At 44.2% G+C, this 17,783-nt stretch carries 18 protein-coding genes; 5 read left to right on the top strand and 13 right to left on the bottom strand.

The genetic code is table 11. The features are described 5' to 3' along the window. Positions 1 to 14 precede the first annotated feature (14 nt). A complete protein-coding gene (locus QF049_RS19255) occupies positions 15 to 503 on the top strand; it encodes an SRPBCC family protein (protein WP_307539788.1) in 489 nt (162 codons plus the stop codon). Positions 504 to 597: 94 nt separating this feature from the next. On the opposite strand, the gene pbp4 is transcribed toward QF049_RS19255, so the two are convergent. Then, positions 598 to 2,706: a penicillin-binding protein PBP4(5) gene (gene pbp4 / locus QF049_RS19260; protein ID WP_307539791.1), complete on the bottom strand. Its 2,109-nt coding sequence runs from the start codon at positions 2,704 to 2,706 to the stop codon at positions 598 to 600. A gap of 177 nt (positions 2,707 to 2,883) precedes the next feature. Between pbp4 and QF049_RS19265 the strand changes: the two genes are divergently transcribed. Then, positions 2,884 to 3,288: a CBS domain-containing protein gene (locus tag QF049_RS19265; protein ID WP_074093601.1), complete on the top strand. Its 405-nt coding sequence runs from the start codon at positions 2,884 to 2,886 to the stop codon at positions 3,286 to 3,288. A gap of 101 nt (positions 3,289 to 3,389) precedes the next feature. Here the strand turns inward: QF049_RS19265 and QF049_RS19270 are convergent, their stop codons facing one another. The 7 genes from QF049_RS19270 to QF049_RS19300 all read right to left on the bottom strand — a co-directional run bounded on the left by QF049_RS19270 (position 3,390) and on the right by QF049_RS19300 (position 8,313). Beyond that, entirely contained in the window at positions 3,390 to 3,830 is a 441-nt protein-coding gene (locus QF049_RS19270; protein WP_307539793.1) for a hypothetical protein, read from the bottom strand. Further along, on the bottom strand, positions 3,827 to 4,276 hold the full coding sequence (locus tag QF049_RS19275; RefSeq protein ID WP_307539795.1) for a hypothetical protein: 450 nt from the start codon (positions 4,274 to 4,276) through the stop codon (positions 3,827 to 3,829). Before QF049_RS19275 ends, QF049_RS19270 begins: the two co-directional genes overlap by 4 nt. A gap of 25 nt (positions 4,277 to 4,301) precedes the next feature. Then, complete coding sequence (locus QF049_RS19280) at positions 4,302 to 4,778, bottom strand: GyrI-like domain-containing protein (protein ID WP_307539797.1); 477 nt, start codon at positions 4,776 to 4,778, stop codon at positions 4,302 to 4,304. Positions 4,779 to 4,997: 219 nt separating this feature from the next. Next, on the bottom strand, positions 4,998 to 6,065 hold the full coding sequence (locus QF049_RS19285; RefSeq protein WP_307539799.1) for a hypothetical protein: 1,068 nt from the start codon (positions 6,063 to 6,065) through the stop codon (positions 4,998 to 5,000). Then, positions 6,062 to 6,925: an ABC transporter ATP-binding protein gene (locus tag QF049_RS19290; RefSeq protein ID WP_307539801.1), complete on the bottom strand. Its 864-nt coding sequence runs from the start codon at positions 6,923 to 6,925 to the stop codon at positions 6,062 to 6,064. Before QF049_RS19290 ends, QF049_RS19285 begins: the two co-directional genes overlap by 4 nt. Continuing rightward, positions 6,918 to 7,766: an ABC transporter permease subunit gene (locus QF049_RS19295; RefSeq protein ID WP_307539803.1), complete on the bottom strand. Its 849-nt coding sequence runs from the start codon at positions 7,764 to 7,766 to the stop codon at positions 6,918 to 6,920. The genes QF049_RS19290 and QF049_RS19295 overlap by 8 nt, the downstream gene beginning before the upstream one ends. Further along, positions 7,741 to 8,313: an RNA polymerase sigma factor gene (locus QF049_RS19300; RefSeq protein WP_307539805.1), complete on the bottom strand. Its 573-nt coding sequence runs from the start codon at positions 8,311 to 8,313 to the stop codon at positions 7,741 to 7,743. Before QF049_RS19300 ends, QF049_RS19295 begins: the two co-directional genes overlap by 26 nt. A gap of 274 nt (positions 8,314 to 8,587) precedes the next feature. Here QF049_RS19300 and QF049_RS19305 point away from each other — a divergent pair, with 274 nt between their 5' ends. Then, positions 8,588 to 9,154, top strand: coding sequence for a hypothetical protein (locus QF049_RS19305; protein WP_307539808.1), 567 nt, complete (start codon positions 8,588 to 8,590; stop codon positions 9,152 to 9,154). Between the two features lie 239 nt (positions 9,155 to 9,393). Next, a complete protein-coding gene (locus tag QF049_RS19310) occupies positions 9,394 to 11,634 on the top strand; it encodes an S-layer homology domain-containing protein (protein ID WP_307539810.1) in 2,241 nt (746 codons plus the stop codon). 130 nt (positions 11,635 to 11,764) lie between these two features. On the opposite strand, the gene QF049_RS19315 is transcribed toward QF049_RS19310, so the two are convergent. From QF049_RS19315 to QF049_RS19335, 5 genes are all read right to left on the bottom strand, one after another. Next, positions 11,765 to 12,751, bottom strand: a complete 987-nt coding sequence (locus tag QF049_RS19315; protein WP_307539812.1) for a phosphotransferase enzyme family protein — start codon at positions 12,749 to 12,751, stop codon at positions 11,765 to 11,767. Between the two features lie 402 nt (positions 12,752 to 13,153). After that, the gene (locus QF049_RS19320; protein WP_307539813.1) at positions 13,154 to 13,702 is read right to left on the bottom strand and encodes a hypothetical protein; all 549 of its coding nucleotides are present in this window, start codon (positions 13,700 to 13,702) and stop codon (positions 13,154 to 13,156) included. Positions 13,703 to 13,706: 4 nt separating this feature from the next. Next, positions 13,707 to 15,290 carry a glycosyltransferase family 39 protein gene (locus QF049_RS19325; RefSeq protein WP_307539814.1) on the bottom strand — a complete coding sequence of 528 codons (1,584 nt, stop codon included), beginning with the start codon at positions 15,288 to 15,290 and terminating at the stop codon, positions 13,707 to 13,709. 203 nt (positions 15,291 to 15,493) lie between these two features. Further along, the gene (locus QF049_RS19330; protein ID WP_307539816.1) at positions 15,494 to 15,895 is read right to left on the bottom strand and encodes an iron chaperone; all 402 of its coding nucleotides are present in this window, start codon (positions 15,893 to 15,895) and stop codon (positions 15,494 to 15,496) included. 253 nt (positions 15,896 to 16,148) lie between these two features. Continuing rightward, entirely contained in the window at positions 16,149 to 16,811 is a 663-nt protein-coding gene (locus QF049_RS19335) for a M48 family metallopeptidase (protein ID WP_307539818.1), read from the bottom strand. A gap of 149 nt (positions 16,812 to 16,960) precedes the next feature. Here QF049_RS19335 and QF049_RS19340 point away from each other — a divergent pair, with 149 nt between their 5' ends. After that, a complete protein-coding gene (locus QF049_RS19340) occupies positions 16,961 to 17,728 on the top strand; it encodes a GNAT family N-acetyltransferase (RefSeq protein ID WP_307539820.1) in 768 nt (255 codons plus the stop codon). Positions 17,729 to 17,783: the final 55 nt, after the last annotated feature.

Consider the following 17,783-nt stretch of genomic DNA (forward strand, 5'->3'; position numbering starts at 1 on the left):
TTGGAGGAAACACAATGTCTAGTCCAGTTGAAATCTCTTATCGTTTCAATGCTACACGCGAACTTGTGTTTAAAGCATTTACCGACTCAGAACATCTGCAGAACTGGTGGGGCCCAAAAGGTTGGTCGTTAAATGTTGCTGAATCAGATTTTCGTCCGGGCGGTGTCTTTCATTACAGCCAGAAACCTGCTGACGGTGACACCATGTGGGTCAAATTCGTATACAGTGAGATTATTGCATCAGAGAAAATTATATACACCAGTTTCTTTTCTGACGAGAAAGGTCACATTGTACGTGCACCCTTTGACCAAAGTTGGCCGATGAACACTCTAAATACTCTAACGTTCAGCGAAGAGGAAGGGGAAACAGCCATTACACTGACTGTTGCTCCCGCATCTCCAACGGAGGAAGAACTTCAAACTTTCGAGGCTGCAAAAGAGATGGTACAAGCGGGGTTTACCGGAACACTCAATCAATTAACCGAATACTTAACAAAGATATAATCCATTTCGTATACCCTTGGTATAACTGCAAATAAAAAAACACCGTTACCGGTGTTTTTTTATTTATAACTTCTCTCTACGTTCTTCACACACTTTATTCTTCTGCAATGTTTTCCCCGTCTGGCATCTCGAGCTTCTCCAAGAAAGGCTTCAACTTATCCACGACATAGTGGCTGCCTCCCCGACCGTTCACCTCTTCAATCACAGCGGATAACAGGAAGGTCGGAGAGTCGGTATCAAATACTACGAAAAATCCATTTTCTTGACCCTTCTCTCCCTTCTTCGCTTTCAGCTCCGCTGTTCCCGTCTTGCCCGCGAGTCCTCCAGGAATTGAATTCAAGGTGTGGGCCGTACCTCCCTGCCGGGAAACAACTTCTCCCAAAGCATCCTTAACCGTATTTGCGGCTTCCGGAGTAATGATTACCTCAGGGTCAGTGCTTTCTTTTCCCTCGATTAGAACAGGTTTCACCAGCTTCCCTTCATTAATAAAAGGTGTAAATGACGATGCCAGATGTATCGGGGACATTAACATCTCCCCTTGCCCGTAGGACGTATCAGCGAGTAATACCTCGGAAGACAGATCCAGATGTGCTTCATTGGCATATTGGCTTGGCTTCAGATACAGTTCATCCAGTCCAAAGTTATCGCCAAAACCAAACTTCTGGATCCCATCAATAAACTTGGCGCTGCCCATCTCGATCGCTTCCATGGCAAAGTAAATATTGTCCGAGTACACTAGTGCATCGACCATATCTACTGGAGATAAACTCTTCACACGCTTGACATAATAACCGCCCCAACTATCGTCTTTACGCCATTGTAAGCCAGAGATATCATGTGTTTTGTCCGCTGTAGTCACCTTCTCCATCAGTCCCGCTGCGGCTGTAATCGCTTTGAAGGTTGATCCTGGTGCGTATCGGGTAGTGACTCTGTTGATAAAAGGAAGCTTCTCATTCGCCGAATAAGCATCCCACTCTGCCTGAGTAAGTCCTGTGACCATTTTGTTCGGGTTATAGGAAGGCGCACTGACCAACGCCAGCAGGTTGCCGTCCGTCGGATTCATCAGAACCATTGCACCAGCGTCTCCACCACTGGATAAAGTCTGATATAATTTCTTTTGCTGTTTGGAGCTAATCGTCAGCTGAACATTCTGTCCATCTACAGCATCCTTGCGAATAAGCTCAGAACGGGAGTTGCCGGATTCATCCGTAATTTCAATCAATCCACCACGTTCACCACGCAGCTGTTTCTCCATGGACTGCTCCAAACCCGCTTTGCCAATCCAATCCTCTGCGCGATAATAGCCTTCTGTATCCTTATCCAGATCTTCCTTGGTGGCTTTGCGCACGTATCCAATCAGGTGCGCAGCCGCATTGCCGAGTGGATAATAGCGGATTTCCTTGCTTTGCATCGTAACCCCGCTTAAAGATTCTGGTACGTCAAACTCCTCCGTTGAACCAATCGGGACAAAGTACTCCGGCTTCACCCATGTCTGTGCAAGCGCCTTGTGAATGGCATCTTCCGAAACCTGATAATGACTTGCGATTCGGGTTATCATCTGGTCCGGGTTATCACCAAGTTTCCCAGGTACAATGCCCCACTCGTTCATCGTGCCCTTGGTAGCCAGTGGCAAGCCATCACGATCCACAATGTCTCCACGCTCAGGGAACAGTGTCCTCACGCGTACCTTACTGCCCTTAATCATGTCATTCAGGATCAGCGAGGGCTGCCAGTTAATTTTCCAATTTTTGCTTCCATCTTCAAGCTCCTGCCGTACCAGTTTCAATGTATGCGTCTCACTAACTTCCCCCAAAAAGGTTGTCAGCTGCAGGTTATAATCCACCTCATATGTATCCGGGTTTTGTTTCTCCGCATCGGTCTTACTGTCATCGGCCGCCGTTTCGGCAACATCCACAGGTTTAACCTCCGCCATGACGGTGGATACTTCCATACCCGAATAGATCGCATTGTATTTCTCAACAAATTGTTCCTTGTTCATGCCCGACTCTTGCAGCGAAGCAGGTGTCATCAAGGTGTACAACTGGTCAAATTCTTTTTTTTGCAGATGCTCTATGTACTGATTCACGGTAATCTGGGGCTTGGCTTCTGCTTCTTTGTTATTCTGCATGTATAGATACATTCCGATTCCACCTGCAAACAAGATGGGTAGCAGTCCGTACATTAATTTACGTTTGGATTTCATGGTTACATCACCTCTAATATACACTATAGATTTCCAGCGCCATTTAAACAATGAAACAAATCTGACGAATTTATCATTAAAAATAGCCGAAAGCTCACATAATATGTTTAAATAAGGATAGTGAGATTACATACTAAAGCTTTTTTGCTATGCAAAAGGCTGAAAAGGAGCCCGATGATGGAAATCAGCTATTTTTTACTCCCCAAAGCCGAAGTGGCCTATATCAAGTCTACCGCTTCCATGAAAGATGCTATTGAGCAATTGGAATCGCACCACTACACCGCCATTCCCGTGATTGACCAGGATGGAAAATATGTTGCTACCCTGTCCGAAGGCGATTTGTTATGGAAAATGCGAAATACACCCGGATTGACTTTTGATACGATGGATCAGGTTCAAGTCCATGAGATTAACAATCGGGTATATAATGAATGTGTATTCATTGAGGCTGAAATGGAGGATATGCTGACACTTGCAGCAGACCAAAATTTTGTGCCTGTGGTGGATGTCGATCGTGTCTTCCTCGGTATTATCCGTCGTAAGGATATTATTGAATACTATACGCGTAACATTTCGGATTAGATGAAGTCAAACATCCCGTAATAATTGAAAGGGTACTCCTGTGGTCATGTTTGGCCAAACCGGGGTACCCTTTTCGTTGCACGGTATCGTTGGAATTACCTCTACTTGCGCTTAGCCCGCTCTTCGTTGTAATAACTCAACACGTCCCTCGGGATTCCCTGAAATGCACGCTCTCTGCCGAACTCATACGCCTGATGCAGATACGAATACGCCTCGTCATGCTGTTCAAGTCTCATGCAGATCATGCCGAGATCGATCAATGGACTCGTACTTCTATCCGAACTCCGCGTACTTAACGATATCTCAGCCCACGGCTTCGCCAGTCCATACTGCTTCAGATCAATATGTGCATTCGCATGACAGTAAGCGATCCAGCTTGCAATCTCCCATTCCATCTTTGGCTCCGGCAACATGCCCCATGCCTGATCATAATAGATGAGGGCTTGTTCATGCTGCTGCGTCTCGTCCAGTACATTACCGGCTTCTACGGTTTCAATAATCTGTCGCTCCAGTTCGGCATGTTCCGGTGTCAGCTCTTTCATTGCACCGTCTCCTCCTCCAGGACGAAATACCATTCCAGAAAAGCATTGAAATCAGCCCACTGCGGTTTACTCTCGCCATTAAGAAACCGTTCGATGGACTCCCCCAGTTCCACCAGCACCACTTCTCCCGTCTGACGATTGTAGAAAAATCCACCTTCACCTTCAAAACTGTCCATTGGAATATATGCCTCGGGAAGTCCCAGTGTAAGCTGTGCTACATTCATGTCTTCCATATATACGGTGTTCTCCATAAACCAGCAGATCTGATACAACTCCTGATGCCTGCTGTAAAATGTTGGCCCATCCTCTGCATGTAAATAAAATTGTGCAAAATCCGAATGAAGATCAATCTCAAGCTTCCGTAATGCTTCTTCGTATGCCGCTGGAACATCTTCATGCCACCAGCCTTGCTCCTGGCAATGATCAATCACTTTGTTGGATAACATCGTCGGCCTCCTAATTCAATCTTGCTCACACAGATTTTACAGGTATCCAGACTTGGGGAGGTGTGCCGTGACCTCTATATACTTCAAGTTCCGGAATCCCTGCATGCTGATATGAAGTGGAAGGAAACCACTCTGTCATAATATGGTGCCACAACCGTTGTATTGCTTCCGGCTTTAATTCATCGGCCTCAAATACAACCCAACGGGACGCGGGAAGTTCGATGGACACCAAACCTTCAGGCACTTCACCTGAGTGAGAGGTAGCAATCCAATACTCCATTTGATTTTCATGCAGCTCTCGCTGATCTACACAGATGCCTACCAATCCGGGAATGGCTCCGTTATTGAACCCGTTTAAACGTTCCTCAATTCCGTCTGCCAATGCATCCTGCCACATCTTAGGAATTCCTCTTAAATTCTCTCCATCCACACAAGAGAACGTTCGTTTGATGCCCACAAAGGTAAGGGACTGTTGTTCAATCACATGTTCATTCACATTCATTCGATGGACTCCTCTCCGAGAGCGATATGGGGCACGGTTCTCCATGACCCATTCATGAAAACATTGTTCCATATATGATATATACCTCCGATATGTCCTACAGTTACTGTATCAAAAGAGTAAGTAGATTGGAAATAGTGCCAGTACTCCTGCATATAAAAAAGCCCGCAGTGACTGCGAACCCATATTTCTCAAAAAAGGAATTACTCATAGCTACACTCAAGAAAACACTTCCCGGCTGTGGAATATACGATATGTGGCAAGTATAGTCGAAACAGTAATGAAAACCATCACAACTATATATAACGTTAAATAAGACATATTCAGTCCGAATAAGGAATAGTTTATTGGTGTTTGATAAAGCCCTGTTACCCGTATCATGGTACTTATCGAAAATTTTTCGACCCATTTTAATGACCCGGAATTCAAATTTAATACGTCAAAGGCCAAGTATGGCAGACCTACTATCACAGTATTCGTAATTATAGCTATAAAGGATGTAGAACTGAGGACCGATACAAGTAAAACAATAGATGCAAAGACCAAGCTACCTGCTATATGAGTAAACAATTGAACTAAATAATATTGAAAAGCAGTAAAAGTATACGGTGAGAACTCATAATCAAAGCTGTAAACATACATACCCACGCTCTGTATGGAAGTATCCGCCCCAGCCAGATTACCAAACCTTAACCAATATAAAACCAAGTTTACACCAGTAAATAAAACGGCACACATTACAACGTACAATATGGAAGCAATGCATTTTGCTGATACAAGCTTGCTTTTTCCTCTTTTACTGCTACGCAATAATGATGCTGTACCTAGTACATATTCTTCGGTAAATACTGGAGCCAACCCTAGCAGAATCATAATCATCATAAAAACTACACCGAATTGATCAATGTATTCCAGTAGGTAACCCCAAGGTTTATTATAATAAATTTCGGATACATTCACTGTTCGCTCCATGATGGTGCCACGATCATCATATCGTGTGCTGTTCTTAATCGTCTCTGGAGAAAAAAACACAATATCGTAAAATGCACCATATTGGTATCTACCTTTGGTACTATCCCAAATGGAATCATATTGATTATGTGCGACTTTTACCTTCTCTGATGTAATAGGACCTTCATAAGGTTTGTAAAAGGCGGAACCATCCATTATCCCAGGATGCCTCCAAAATGAGTATACGACTAGAAAAACAATTAAAATAGACATTGCTATGCCAATACTTTTACGCGTTATAATTTTATAAAACTCGAATTGAGTTAAGCGAATCAAGACTTCGTCTCCTCTCCAAAATAGTGCATATATACATCTTCAAGCCGAGGTGGTTCTGGTACGGCTTGCGGCACAGGCTGTTCTTTGGCCAGTATTCTGGCTACGATTCCATCAGACTCATAAGACAAACCACTCACTCTGAAATGAGAGGTAAGATCAGCAAGTTGTTGCGGATCTAATTTCGCTTTCCATACGTTATTTTTCATCCGGTTCATAATCTCTTCCGGAGTATTATGGGCGATGAGCTGCCCTTCATTCATCAGGATCATCTCCTTACATGAAAACTCCAAATCAGAAATGATATGCGTAGATAACATTACAATACGATCTCTTCCTAACTCACCGATAATGTTACGAAATCGAATGCGCTCTTTGGGGTCCAATCCAGCTGTCGGTTCGTCAAGAATCAAAATTTGTGGATCATTCAGCAAAGCTTGGGCAATTCCCAATCGCTGCTTCATTCCTTCGGAGAATGTGCGGATTTTATGTTGTGCTTGATTTTCAAGGCCCACCATCACTAACGTTTCCTGCACACGGGCTGAAGCTTGATCAATACCAATCCCTTTCAAAGAGCACATATACATGAGAAATTTATAAGCACTAAATCGGTTATAAAATCCAAATCGTTGCGGCATGTAGCCCAACAAACTTCGATAACGGTCTCCCATGTTTTGGATAGGCCGCCCGTTCAACAAAATTTGTCCAGACGTGGGCTTGGAAATGTCTACAATCATGCGAAGCAATGTTGTCTTCCCTGCTCCATTCGGTCCAAGGAGGCCGTAAACACCACCACTGGATAGTTCAAGTGAGACTTCTTTTACCGCCAACTTGTTCCTGTATTTCTTGGATACGTTATCCATGGTCAGTATCAAAGGAGTAACCTCTTTCTGTCTTTAATGTATATTTCCTTGCCATCTCATAGATCTGACTGAGTAATAGTAGAACTCCGCATAGAGCCATCGCTATAACTACTGCGGGCTGAATCGATTGAAGTAGAGTCTTCAATTCGGGATTACTTAGTACAAGCCAAACCAGTGCGAACCATACAATTAGAAAGATACTGACGGCTGTCCCGCCTCTGACACGCATCGCGAGCCATAGACTTGTACCTGCTGCGATCATAAGCTGTGTATACGCAAGGCCGGTAGCACTCCATGACAAGGAAACACCTGTTTCGCTTGATATAAGTAAATTAAGTAAAAAAACAAACGCCATATTCCCAGTGAGCACTACGATTAGCCGGGTAAGCATCAGTTGCTGTGCCGTAATTTTGCAGGTCAATTCAATTTCCATTAATCCTTGATCTCGACCTTTGAAAACTTCTAGCAAACCAAGTACAAATGGAACAGGAACTATAAAGAGTACACTCATGTAAGGGTCTGTCGTACTGTGGGTACCTAGCCAATAGCCGAACAACAAGAGCATTAAACAGACTAACCAGTAAGATTTGTGGAAGACAGCAACCTCACCATAAACTAAATGGAATAATTCCTTGACTGAATTCCCAGATGATTTTTGTTTCAGGTGAGCATTCATGTGATCTGGCATATATGTATCCAGTATTCTAATTGTCTTGTCAATCTCCATCTCGGATGGAAATTCGACCGGATACTCATCCAGATATGAAGCTATTTCGTTGTAGTCTTCTATTTCCAACTCCGCCACAGGATTCGATTCATCCCCGTTTCCTCTTTTTTTCATCCCGTTCACCTCCCACAATAATCTCCTTTAATTTCGTTATCCCCAATCGAATGCGAGACTTTACGGTCGATTCATTGGTTCCCGTAATTTCAGCAACTTCCCTGATCTTTAATCCATTGTAATAGTTTAGAATGACTGCATCTCGCTGGTGATCAGGCAAACTTAATACTGCCCGCCTGACTTGCTCGTTCTGATATCGCTTATGAAAAATATTCCAAACATTCTGTTGTTCACTGGCAGGGAACGCATCCTCAGTTAATTCACTCTCTCTTTGTTGCTGCTTGAACTCCCGCCCACGATAATAATCTCTACAATGGTTCACTGCAATCTTCAGTAACCAGTGACTGAATTTACCTGTGTTCTGATACTTGTTCAAGGAATTCATCATTTTTACAAATACCTCTTGAGTGAGATCATAAGCAGTATGGTACTCTCCAGTTTTTCGGTAAACATAAGCAAATATCGACTGATAATGCCGTTTCACCAGTACTTCCATGGCAGCACGGCTACCTTTGCGAATCTCTTGAATAAGCTCTTCATCATTCAACGCTCCCTCACCCCCTCTATAAACAATTAACGAAATTTGGATAGTAAAAGATCAAAAACATAGAAGTATATTTTTCTGAATATAACAAGATTTCAAAAAAGAAGTATTAATAAATTGGCTCAAATCCAAATTTTCTAAGGCATGCTAACTACTGGATTCATCCTTAGTTTCCTTATTCTGGTGCAACTTTATTCTTACTCGTTCGTCTAACTACTGACCAACAACTAAGGAGATGACTATGCGAATAACTTGCAGCCCCGGTTTTCCTGGAAGCATGATTGGATCGATTGATCTTCAGCCATCGAAGTATTACAGCGCACCATCCATGAATAGCAAGATCACAGATTATGTTGACCCCGAACTCGTTACCATTCCCTATGTGGAAGATCAGGAATTCGGATCACACTTTGACGCCATGAAGGTCATGAACGGAACTTATAAAGATGAAATGCATGTGAGCTATGATGTCGAGTTTACGATTGATGTAGATAAAAAAGGTTATATTACGCAATTTGAACATACGTCCCAGCTGGAGCGTTATTTGGATCTGGTGCGAACACAGTCTTATAAAGTGATCAAGACAAACTGGCGCGGACAAACATTTCACGTGATGACGTACAGTTACCTGGAGGAAGTCATTCATCCGAAAAATGTTCTTTTTAAATGTAACCTCGCAGAAGACGTTTTTGTGGTAGCTGAACTTGTCTCCAATCGCTCAGATGAAAGTGCGACTGAGCACGGTATCAGGGATCTGCATTTCCGTGCATTAATCTCGGCACGAGATGATCTGTACCCATTAGATTATATGTGTGAGCCTGATTTCGACCTGAGTCTCGACTAAAAAGCAGATACATATGTAGAAAGAGCATAGGCTGTCCCGTATCAGTGGGGCTGGCCTGTGCTCTTTTTTCAACAAATGAACCACCAATTCTGCTCATTCAAACACCCTCCTTCGCACGCTCGGCCTTATTGCTCCCATGCCTGGCTCTAAGCAAAACCAGCTGTAATGTCGATGAATATAGCATAATGCTGAACATGCAGATGTTCTTCGTACGTTCAGATATGAGAGGGGTTGGAAACATGGTTTACCGGAAAAATAAAATGCATTCACTGTTCACCCTGCCCTTGGCAGGGCTGCTGTTTCTGTTATGGGGTGCTCAAGCGGCACATGCGGAACAGATCGATAGTTTGCTGCCAGAGCGAAGTCAGCAGGAAATTGTCCAAAAGTGGAATCAGTGGATGAATGGCAATGATACATCTCCCCTGTATACAAAGACACCTTCGACAAGTGCTCCCTACTCTGCTGGTGTGGTAAGTGACGCCTATCTGGAACAAGGGCTGAACGCAGCCAACTTTTATCGTTTTATCACGGGGCTACAGGGCGATCTTGTGCTTGACCCGACATTGAATCGTCAAGCCCAGCATGGGGCTGTTGTGGTCTCCACAGGTGGTTACCTATCCCATTATCCAGAGCAGCCAGGAGATATGCCAAAGGATTTCTTTGACATCGGTTCAAAATCTGCCAGCAGCTCCAATCTTTACGTTACCAGCAGTGCCAAGAATAACGTCCTGACAAAAAGCATTCAGGCCTACATGAATGATTCAGATGCCTCCAATATTGATCGACTCGGTCACCGGCGCTGGATCTTGAGCCCACAACTGCAACGAATCGGATTTGGACTTGCCACTCGTAGTGAAGCAGGCAAGACATATGATCAGTACTATAGTGCCATGCAGGTATTTGATAAAAGCAGAACGGGGGGAACTTCGTTCAACTACAGCCTGTTCCCGAATCAGGGAGCTTTTCCAATCGAAGCCTTTGGCAGTACACAGGCCTGGTCTGTTCAACTGAATACAGATGTATTCGCGAAGCCATCACTGTCTGAGGTACAGGTCGAGATGACTCGAACTTCCGATCAACGTACATGGACCTTTAATGCCAAGAACCAGAACACTGGCTTTCCAACCGGTTATTACAACGTGGACCCTGCGGATAAACAATGGTTTAATCAAGCCTATTTCAATGTAGAGACAGGTGGATATGGATATGGCTACGCCATCATCTTCCGTCCCGACGATGTGCAATTGTTAAAAAACGGCGATACGTTCAACATTCGAATTACCGGTCTGCAAAAGAAGAACGGTACAGCAGCGGAAATCTCATACTCCACACATTTCTTCCATGTGGACGGTGTTCAAGATACAACACTTACCCGTATAACGCCAGGACAACCAAACCTGAAAGTCCGAGCAGGAGAACAGATTGATCTGCCTTCAATCACTGCCGTGAATGATAACGGAACATCCTATGCTCCACAGTCTAACGTTTCCTTCACCACCACGTCAGATCGCATTGCCATCAAGGATGGTAAAATCATTGGACTTCAGACCGGTAAAGCCGAAATTCGGATTCGTTTTGAAGGGAAAGAAGTGGTTGTCTCTGTTACGGTAACGGGAATCCCCCAATTAAGTGATATCCGCACACATTGGGCAAAGGATGCCATTCAATGGGCCGTTCAACAGGAGATGGTCAGTGGATACGAGGATGGCACGTTCAAACCCAATAATCAGGTAAGTGAAGCCGAATTCCTCTCTATGTTGTTCAAGCTGTATGCGAATTCTCATGTCATTCAGAGCATCGATGCTGTGGAGGGACAAGCTGTCAAAGGAAACATCTGGAGTGATCGTTATTATACCTCTGCTTCCGCGTTGAATCTGAATCTGGATGCCAGCAAACAGAATCCGAAGATGCGCAATCATGCCTTAAACCGAACAGAAGTAGCCGTAATCGTATCAGGTCTTGGCGGTAAAAATTATACCCAGGATGAAGATGCCATCCGGTATCTGCTGGACATGGGATACTCTTCAGGCAAAACTGCAGCTACGGTGCAAGGTTATGCGGGACAAGAATCCTTGACCCGGGCAGAGGCCGTTGTTTTCCTCCAGAACCTGAAGGAAAAAGGCTTCGAACTATGGAGCAGACCGAAGAATGCCACTGAAGCTACCGAGAATGAAAAGAACGGCGGACTACCGGATCAGACCATGAAAGCAGTATATTCTGCCGATCACACGCTGGTCCTTCAAGGCACGTTCCCGGCGTATGCCAACCAGACGATGCCGATCAAAATCCATGGTCCTTCGCCTGCTGTAGAGCACATCCAGACGCAGCAGGTTACAACAGATGCCTATGGCAATTTTAAACTAACGGTAAGTAACCTTGATGCGAAGGAACTTAACCTCTATGTGGACGTGCGCGAAGATTATTCCTACTGGATCAGTGTAGAAGCAGGGCGTACTGCGATAAGTGATTATACCGAGTAACATGTAAAAACCAGCTTAGGAATTCTACATTGAATTCCCAGCTGGTTTGTTTTTTCTCGAAACATATTATTTTTGGTGTGAACATGACATATTTTTATGGAATTGAAGAAGCGTCTGGCTGCATTAGAAATTAAATCGGATGACCGAATTGCTCTGCCTTTTCTGTCATTATCCTCTCTAACCTCGCTCTTAGTCCGCTCATCCACTCCGGCTCATGTGACCACTGCTCTGCAACAGATCGAAGCATACGCACATAACCGTACAAGTTGGCAAAACGGCGACAAGCGGGGAACATACTCCCCAGATCATAACGTTCTCCCGCCTTGGACCAATACCCGTTCAGGAACAATTGCTTCTTCTGCTCCCATTGTTCAGGCTCGATCTCCTCACGTAAACTATCCAGACTCTGTTCCACGTCCATTGCGTACCAGTGATACATCGAGTCATCAAAATCAATGGCATAACAAGACTGGCTACCTTCATCATAGAAGACATTATCCAATTCAAAATCGTAGTGGATGAGTCCGAAATTTTGCTGGGTCATCGGCCAAGTCGCAAAATATGTTCGGAGAAACTCCACCTCGTTCAGAGCAGCCCTTTCACCAGGAAAACCCTTCAGGATCTCCTGCATCCAATCCAAAACATCCGTATAGGTCCAGCGTTTCTCCTTCTGCTCAGGCATGAATGTACGTGATAAATGATGCAGCTCACCCAACGCCTGACCATAGCTGTACAGGATGGAGTCATTCAAATCAATACTTCCTAACTGTGATCCGGGGACTCGCTTGAATACGGAAGCATAGTACGTTCCCCATGGCGTATGAGCTTCTACAAGTTCTGTTCCTGAATGAGAAGGTACCACCTCCATGGCTCCATACTGATTCGTTCGAAGATAACGGAGGAACTCCAATTCCGCGCTAAGGTTGACTTGATTTTTTTCCTCTACCGGAGCAAATCGAAGTAATCTCACTTCCCCCTGATCTCTGAACGGATACACGGCATTGGAGGATATACGATAATACTGAAACATGTCCAGCGACTCAGGATCATAACTCCAATTCTTTAGAATCATCTCGGCAAGATCATTATTTTGAAATAAATATTTTAAATTTAACATGGGCATTTCTCCTTTGGTCGTTTCATGGGCATTGCTTCTAGGCAACGAATGTCTATTTTTGCGCGCAAAAAGCCGCAGGCTATGCCTGCGGCTTTTAAAGATTCTGAGTGTATGAGAAATTTGCACAAGCAAATAAACCTCACATACGCCAGAAAAAATGAGCAGTTATATCCCTATATATCAGCAGATCTCAGATCGACTGGGAAACTGGATGTGTCCCACACTATATCTGGATGATCTGCCGGAATTATTCAGTTTATGCTTACCTTCATTGTAGTAATAGAACATACCATCTTAGACCGTCGTTTCATGACGCTCACTCCCTTCAAAAAACCAGTTGTTACCATAATAGCCGATAAGCCAAATGTAAGCAATTACAAATGACGATACTCCCATCATTTTTTACTGGACAACCATCACCCGTTCAACCGTCTCGGTGTTGTCCTTATACCACACCATCACGATGTTTTCTTTTTGAAGATCAGACACTTGAATGGACGAATTCGCACGTGGGCTGGAATTGCCCGAGCGCGGCGTTCCCATGCCTTCAGTGATAGCAACATCATCACCTATATTCAATTTCATCTCCATTCCAGTATCCTTCCATTCCATGCTTGGGGATGAGTTGGCCTGCACCTCAAGTAACGCCAGCGTAACTGTGTTTCCATTCACGGAGATGACTCTACCCGTAATGTCGGCATTCATCATCCCTTGCGTCATTCCAGGACTGCCTGTTTGATCATTCATGCCCGGGGTGCCCCTTCCACCTCTCGGTGTTCCTACATTCATTCCCAGGCCACCACCATTCGGCATAGTGCCACCGTTCATGCCTTGCACAGAACTGGTCTTGGTAATACTCTGGGCGGTTATCACATCGCAGGCCGTAAACATAACCGAGCACCCCAGCAAAAGGAGTATTGTAACCGATGTGAAATATTTATTTTTTCGCATATGATCACCTTTTTCTCAGGGAATATCTCTCCAAGGTACCTTTACGATGGAATATGAAGTCATACGTATCTTTGAACCCCATATAGGACAGCACAACCAACATTGGATATACAGGGTAGATGTATCTGGACTTAATCTCCCACAGAATATAAAAACCGATGAATCCGAGAATGACCAGGATCAATGAAACTTCATCATACCGTTTACGACGAATTCCACCGACCAACCGGATGAAAATAAAACAGTACATCAGGAAATTCATCACATATACGATCCAGAGTAAACCCGTCCGATAAGCCGAATCCCCTTGCAACAGTTCTGTTATCGCATTGTTATAACTATAGGAGCCTGCGATTCCACCTCCCCTTCCTCTTCCGGCACCGATGGAACTTTCATTGCCGATTCCGTAGCGGTCCATCTGGTATGTCCCCTCGGTCCAGGTCCATATAATCTTTTTGTAATACATCTGCACCAATTCACTCGCACTTGCTTCAGACAGCTTGTTGCCAATCTCTTGTTTGAACAAATCTGCGCCTTCAACCTTATTGTAGTTGGCCTGCCTCTGATAGATCTGATAACTCTCCATATTGTCCCAGAAGCCAAAACGCTCCAGATTAATCCCCATATTCAGCCACATGTAGACCGGTGCTGCATTCTCTCCAACAGGTTCGCTCACTGCACCGGAGGATTGAAGAACCGCATTCTGAGTCCAGGTTGGTACATTAAACAACATACCTAGCACACCGATGGAAATGATGACTTTCTTCATTCCGATGCTCCGCATATTCAACAGGATATACATAATGGCAGCGATTAGCACGATTACGCCGATGCTTCGGAAGTAGTTGCCCATCGCGAGAAAAACGGCGGCAATGACGATTGTTTTCCAAGACTTTTCACGTACAAAACGAATTAAGTAGTATAGGCATGATGTCAGAAATGCTGTGGCAATCACATCGTTATAGATCAGGTTGTTCAGGAACAGGGAAGGCAGGTACGTCGCTGCAAAGATCAACACACCGTAATCACGTTCCGTGGATCTGTCGTTCACTTGTTTGTAGATAAGATAAATCATGAACGTCGTTAATGTTGAAAACAAAATATTAAATAGTTTGATGACCAGATAGTTGTCCGGGAACAGGTACAGCAATGTCTTCAGGTACAGCACGATCGAGTAGTTAAACGGGAACATGTGCAGATAACCACCCGTTTCAAACGACGAGTAGTCTTGGTCGTACAGCATGTTCATGGCGAGTGAAAGAACGGTCTGTGAATCATCGGTGGGCACTCTCGGAAATACAAAAATGATGATGACCTGAATGACCAGAGAACATAACAGCACAATCGGAATAACAACCTTCGGGCTGTATTTGTTCAGTTTCAGACACAGAACATATAACCCGACACCTGAACCAAGAAGTAAAAGAATGACCGGGAGAAAAACACTCCACTGCTGCATGCCCAAAATGGGATTGTCCCCATACAAGGCGTAGTTGTACTGTGCCCGAACCAACAAGGACGAGGCAATAAACACCGCAACAAACACGAGCAAAATGAGATAAAACGACTTATGCAGCACCTTAGACATGCGAAAACTCCTTTTCGATTACAGGATTCCGTGAGTATTATAATGGCTCTGGCTGAAAAATCGCTGAAAGGAAGTAACGCTTGCAATCGGTGCAGATCAGTATGTGTATACAAACAGAAAAAGGCCGTCCCTTCGATAAGGTAACGGTCTATAGGTCCATTTTTTGAGAAGTACAGGGTAAGGTATTAGCTAATTGTTGAAGATCAATTCTCGGCCTTTTTAATTTTGCGTTTCTTTTCCAGCGCGATTTCCACATTTTCTTTCACCCGAAACTCCACAATCCGGCGAATCAGATCCTCCGGCAATGGCTGATCCAGCGGAAACTGCACAGATCCCTTGGCGCCTTTATACTTGGAGAGCTCCTCCTTGAAAGCCAGAATTCCACTTGGAGCAGGATAAAACCCGATATGATGCTGGTATGCAGCAAAATGAACCAGATTCCCATGCTGCGCATACGTGGGCATCTTGTAGCTGATCTTCTCTTCGGCGTTTGGAGCCGACTCGCGAATAATCTGTCTTAACGCCTGTAATCTCACCTGTACATCGGGTGCAAACTCCGAGATATATTCATCTACCAGCACCGAATAATGGTTACTTTCAGCCATTTTGGACTCCTTCCACCACGGATATAGCAATGAATTCGTGGTACGGGCATATTTGCTTATATTGTACTTCAAATGGACGAGCGGGACAGCTATTTTCATGCAATTTGAAATGTTAATCCCATCACTTGAAAGTACTGTATCGATAGACACAACAAAAATCCGCGAAGCACTCACTGCAACAGTGGGACTCTCGCTGATTTCACGAATGATAATGAGGAAACTATCGTATCCAAGTGAAAGCTTAAGCCTGAAATTACAACGTCATGGCCCGTCCATTTCGCATCAGGTAATCTTCTTTAGTTTTGTAATCCGGCATGATGCTGCCAATACGCCGCCAGAAGGAGCGATCATGATTCATGTGGTGAATATGGCAAAGTTCATGAATGATGACATAATCGATCACTTCCAGTGGTGCCATCGCCAGGCGATAATTGAACGTAAGCTTTTTATCCCAGCTGCAACTGCCCCATTTGGTGGGGGAATCTACAATCTCTATCGACTTTGGCTTCACTTTCAACTCCTGCTGATAACGTCCAATGCGCTCCCCAATCATGCGTTTACACTCGGCAAAATAAAACTTCTTCAGATTCGCTCGCAGCTCTTCTTCTGTAAGTCCCTCTACAGGAATTAATTCATGTAATGCGTGTTCCTTGCCAAAAAGCAAAAACTTCCCTTTGCCTTCGTCTTCGTATTCCTTGGCTTGAGGACCATCGAGCGCCCGCTGCATCAGAACGGATTTCTTCAAAATTACATCTCCATGCTGCTCCACAAGTTGCCGGATCATGTCTTCACTGGTACCATTGGGTGCTTTGATCGTTACCATATAAGGCAAGTCCATCGTGATGGAAACTTTCTTGCGTTTGCCATATTCGATATGACAGTTAATACTGTGATTATTTAATTCTATAGTTAACATAACGCGCTCCGCTTCTGAAGTTATTCTTTCAACCAAAATTGTATACCATCTCCGACTATAATGCATACTGTTTGGCGATATATCTATCCGCGTTGTATTTTTATACATTATTATGTATTATTATTTAATCATAAAGTCGGAGGTTGGATATGACGCATACCATAGATTCAGAATACAAAACCATTGAAGAAATATCGCTTAACCACTGGCAACCCTTGTCCACCTTACTGTATGACGGCTGGGTACTACGTTTTGCCAAAGGATATACCAAACGTGCCAACTCCATTCAACCGATCCACTACTCCACTCTGGATGTGCATGAAAAGATTGAGGAATGTGAGCGCATATATGCTTCCAATCAGTTAAATACCATATTCAAAATCACACCGTTTATTCAGCCGGATCATCTCGACCAGCTTTTGCAAGAAAAAGGGTATGGCGTTGTCGATCTGACCCGTATCCAGACTCGGAGTCTGGAAGAGATCAAAGAACCTGTGCACCAAGCTGTACAGATCGACGAACAGTTGACCACAGCGTGGCTGGATCACTTTTGCCGACTGAACAAGGTGAATGATCTGCAACGGGAAACGACGAAACTTATGTTGGACAATATCCGGACAAAGGTAGGTTTCATCTCGCTGTTGATTGACGGGCAGGTCGTCGCTTGTGGATTTGGTGTAATCGAACGTGGCTATATTGGATTGTATGACATCATAACAGACGCTAACTTCCGGAATCGGGGACTTGCTGAACAGATGATCCTGCATTTATTGCATTGGGCAAAAAAACAAGGTGCTACCTCCAGTTACCTGCAAGTGGTTGCGAATAATGTACCTGCGTTAAAGCTCTACGCCAAGCTTGGTTATTCGGAAATATATAGCTACTGGTACAGAGTCAAAGAATGGAACGAGTCCTGATCAAGCTGAAAGCACAAACTGCCCTCCTCCTATTAGAGGAAAGGCAGTTTTTCAT

Origin of the sequence: Paenibacillus sp. W4I10 (genome assembly GCF_030816325.1) — a bacterium.
GTDB lineage: Bacteria > Bacillota > Bacilli > Paenibacillales > Paenibacillaceae > Paenibacillus > Paenibacillus amylolyticus_B.

Bases quoted from the DNA above. Each gene is read 5' to 3' on its own strand.
- QF049_RS19275 (WP_307539795.1), bottom strand. From the start codon at position 4,276: ATGTTATCCAACAAAGTGATTGATCATTGCCAGGAGCAAGGCTGGTGG.
- QF049_RS19270 (WP_307539793.1), bottom strand. From the start codon at position 3,830: ATGAAAGAGCTGACACCGGAACATGCCGAACTGGAGCGACAGATTATT.
- QF049_RS19330 (WP_307539816.1), bottom strand. From the start codon at position 15,895: ATGGCTGAAAGTAACCATTATTCGGTGCTGGTAGATGAATATATCTCG.
- QF049_RS19320 (WP_307539813.1), bottom strand. From the start codon at position 13,702: ATGCGAAAAAATAAATATTTCACATCGGTTACAATACTCCTTTTGCTG.
- QF049_RS19340 (WP_307539820.1), top strand. From the start codon at position 16,961: ATGACGCATACCATAGATTCAGAATACAAAACCATTGAAGAAATATCG.
- QF049_RS19335 (WP_307539818.1), bottom strand. From the start codon at position 16,811: ATGTTAACTATAGAATTAAATAATCACAGTATTAACTGTCATATCGAA.
- QF049_RS19325 (WP_307539814.1), bottom strand. From the start codon at position 15,290: ATGTCTAAGGTGCTGCATAAGTCGTTTTATCTCATTTTGCTCGTGTTT.
- QF049_RS19315 (WP_307539812.1), bottom strand. From the start codon at position 12,751: ATGTTAAATTTAAAATATTTATTTCAAAATAATGATCTTGCCGAGATG.
- QF049_RS19255 (WP_307539788.1), top strand. From the start codon at position 15: ATGTCTAGTCCAGTTGAAATCTCTTATCGTTTCAATGCTACACGCGAA.
- pbp4 (WP_307539791.1), bottom strand. From the start codon at position 2,706: ATGAAATCCAAACGTAAATTAATGTACGGACTGCTACCCATCTTGTTT.
- QF049_RS19310 (WP_307539810.1), top strand. From the start codon at position 9,394: ATGGTTTACCGGAAAAATAAAATGCATTCACTGTTCACCCTGCCCTTG.
- QF049_RS19290 (WP_307539801.1), bottom strand. From the start codon at position 6,925: ATGGATAACGTATCCAAGAAATACAGGAACAAGTTGGCGGTAAAAGAA.
- QF049_RS19295 (WP_307539803.1), bottom strand. From the start codon at position 7,766: ATGAAAAAAAGAGGAAACGGGGATGAATCGAATCCTGTGGCGGAGTTG.
- QF049_RS19305 (WP_307539808.1), top strand. From the start codon at position 8,588: ATGATTGGATCGATTGATCTTCAGCCATCGAAGTATTACAGCGCACCA.
- QF049_RS19280 (WP_307539797.1), bottom strand. From the start codon at position 4,778: ATGAATGTGAATGAACATGTGATTGAACAACAGTCCCTTACCTTTGTG.
- QF049_RS19265 (WP_074093601.1), top strand. From the start codon at position 2,884: ATGGAAATCAGCTATTTTTTACTCCCCAAAGCCGAAGTGGCCTATATC.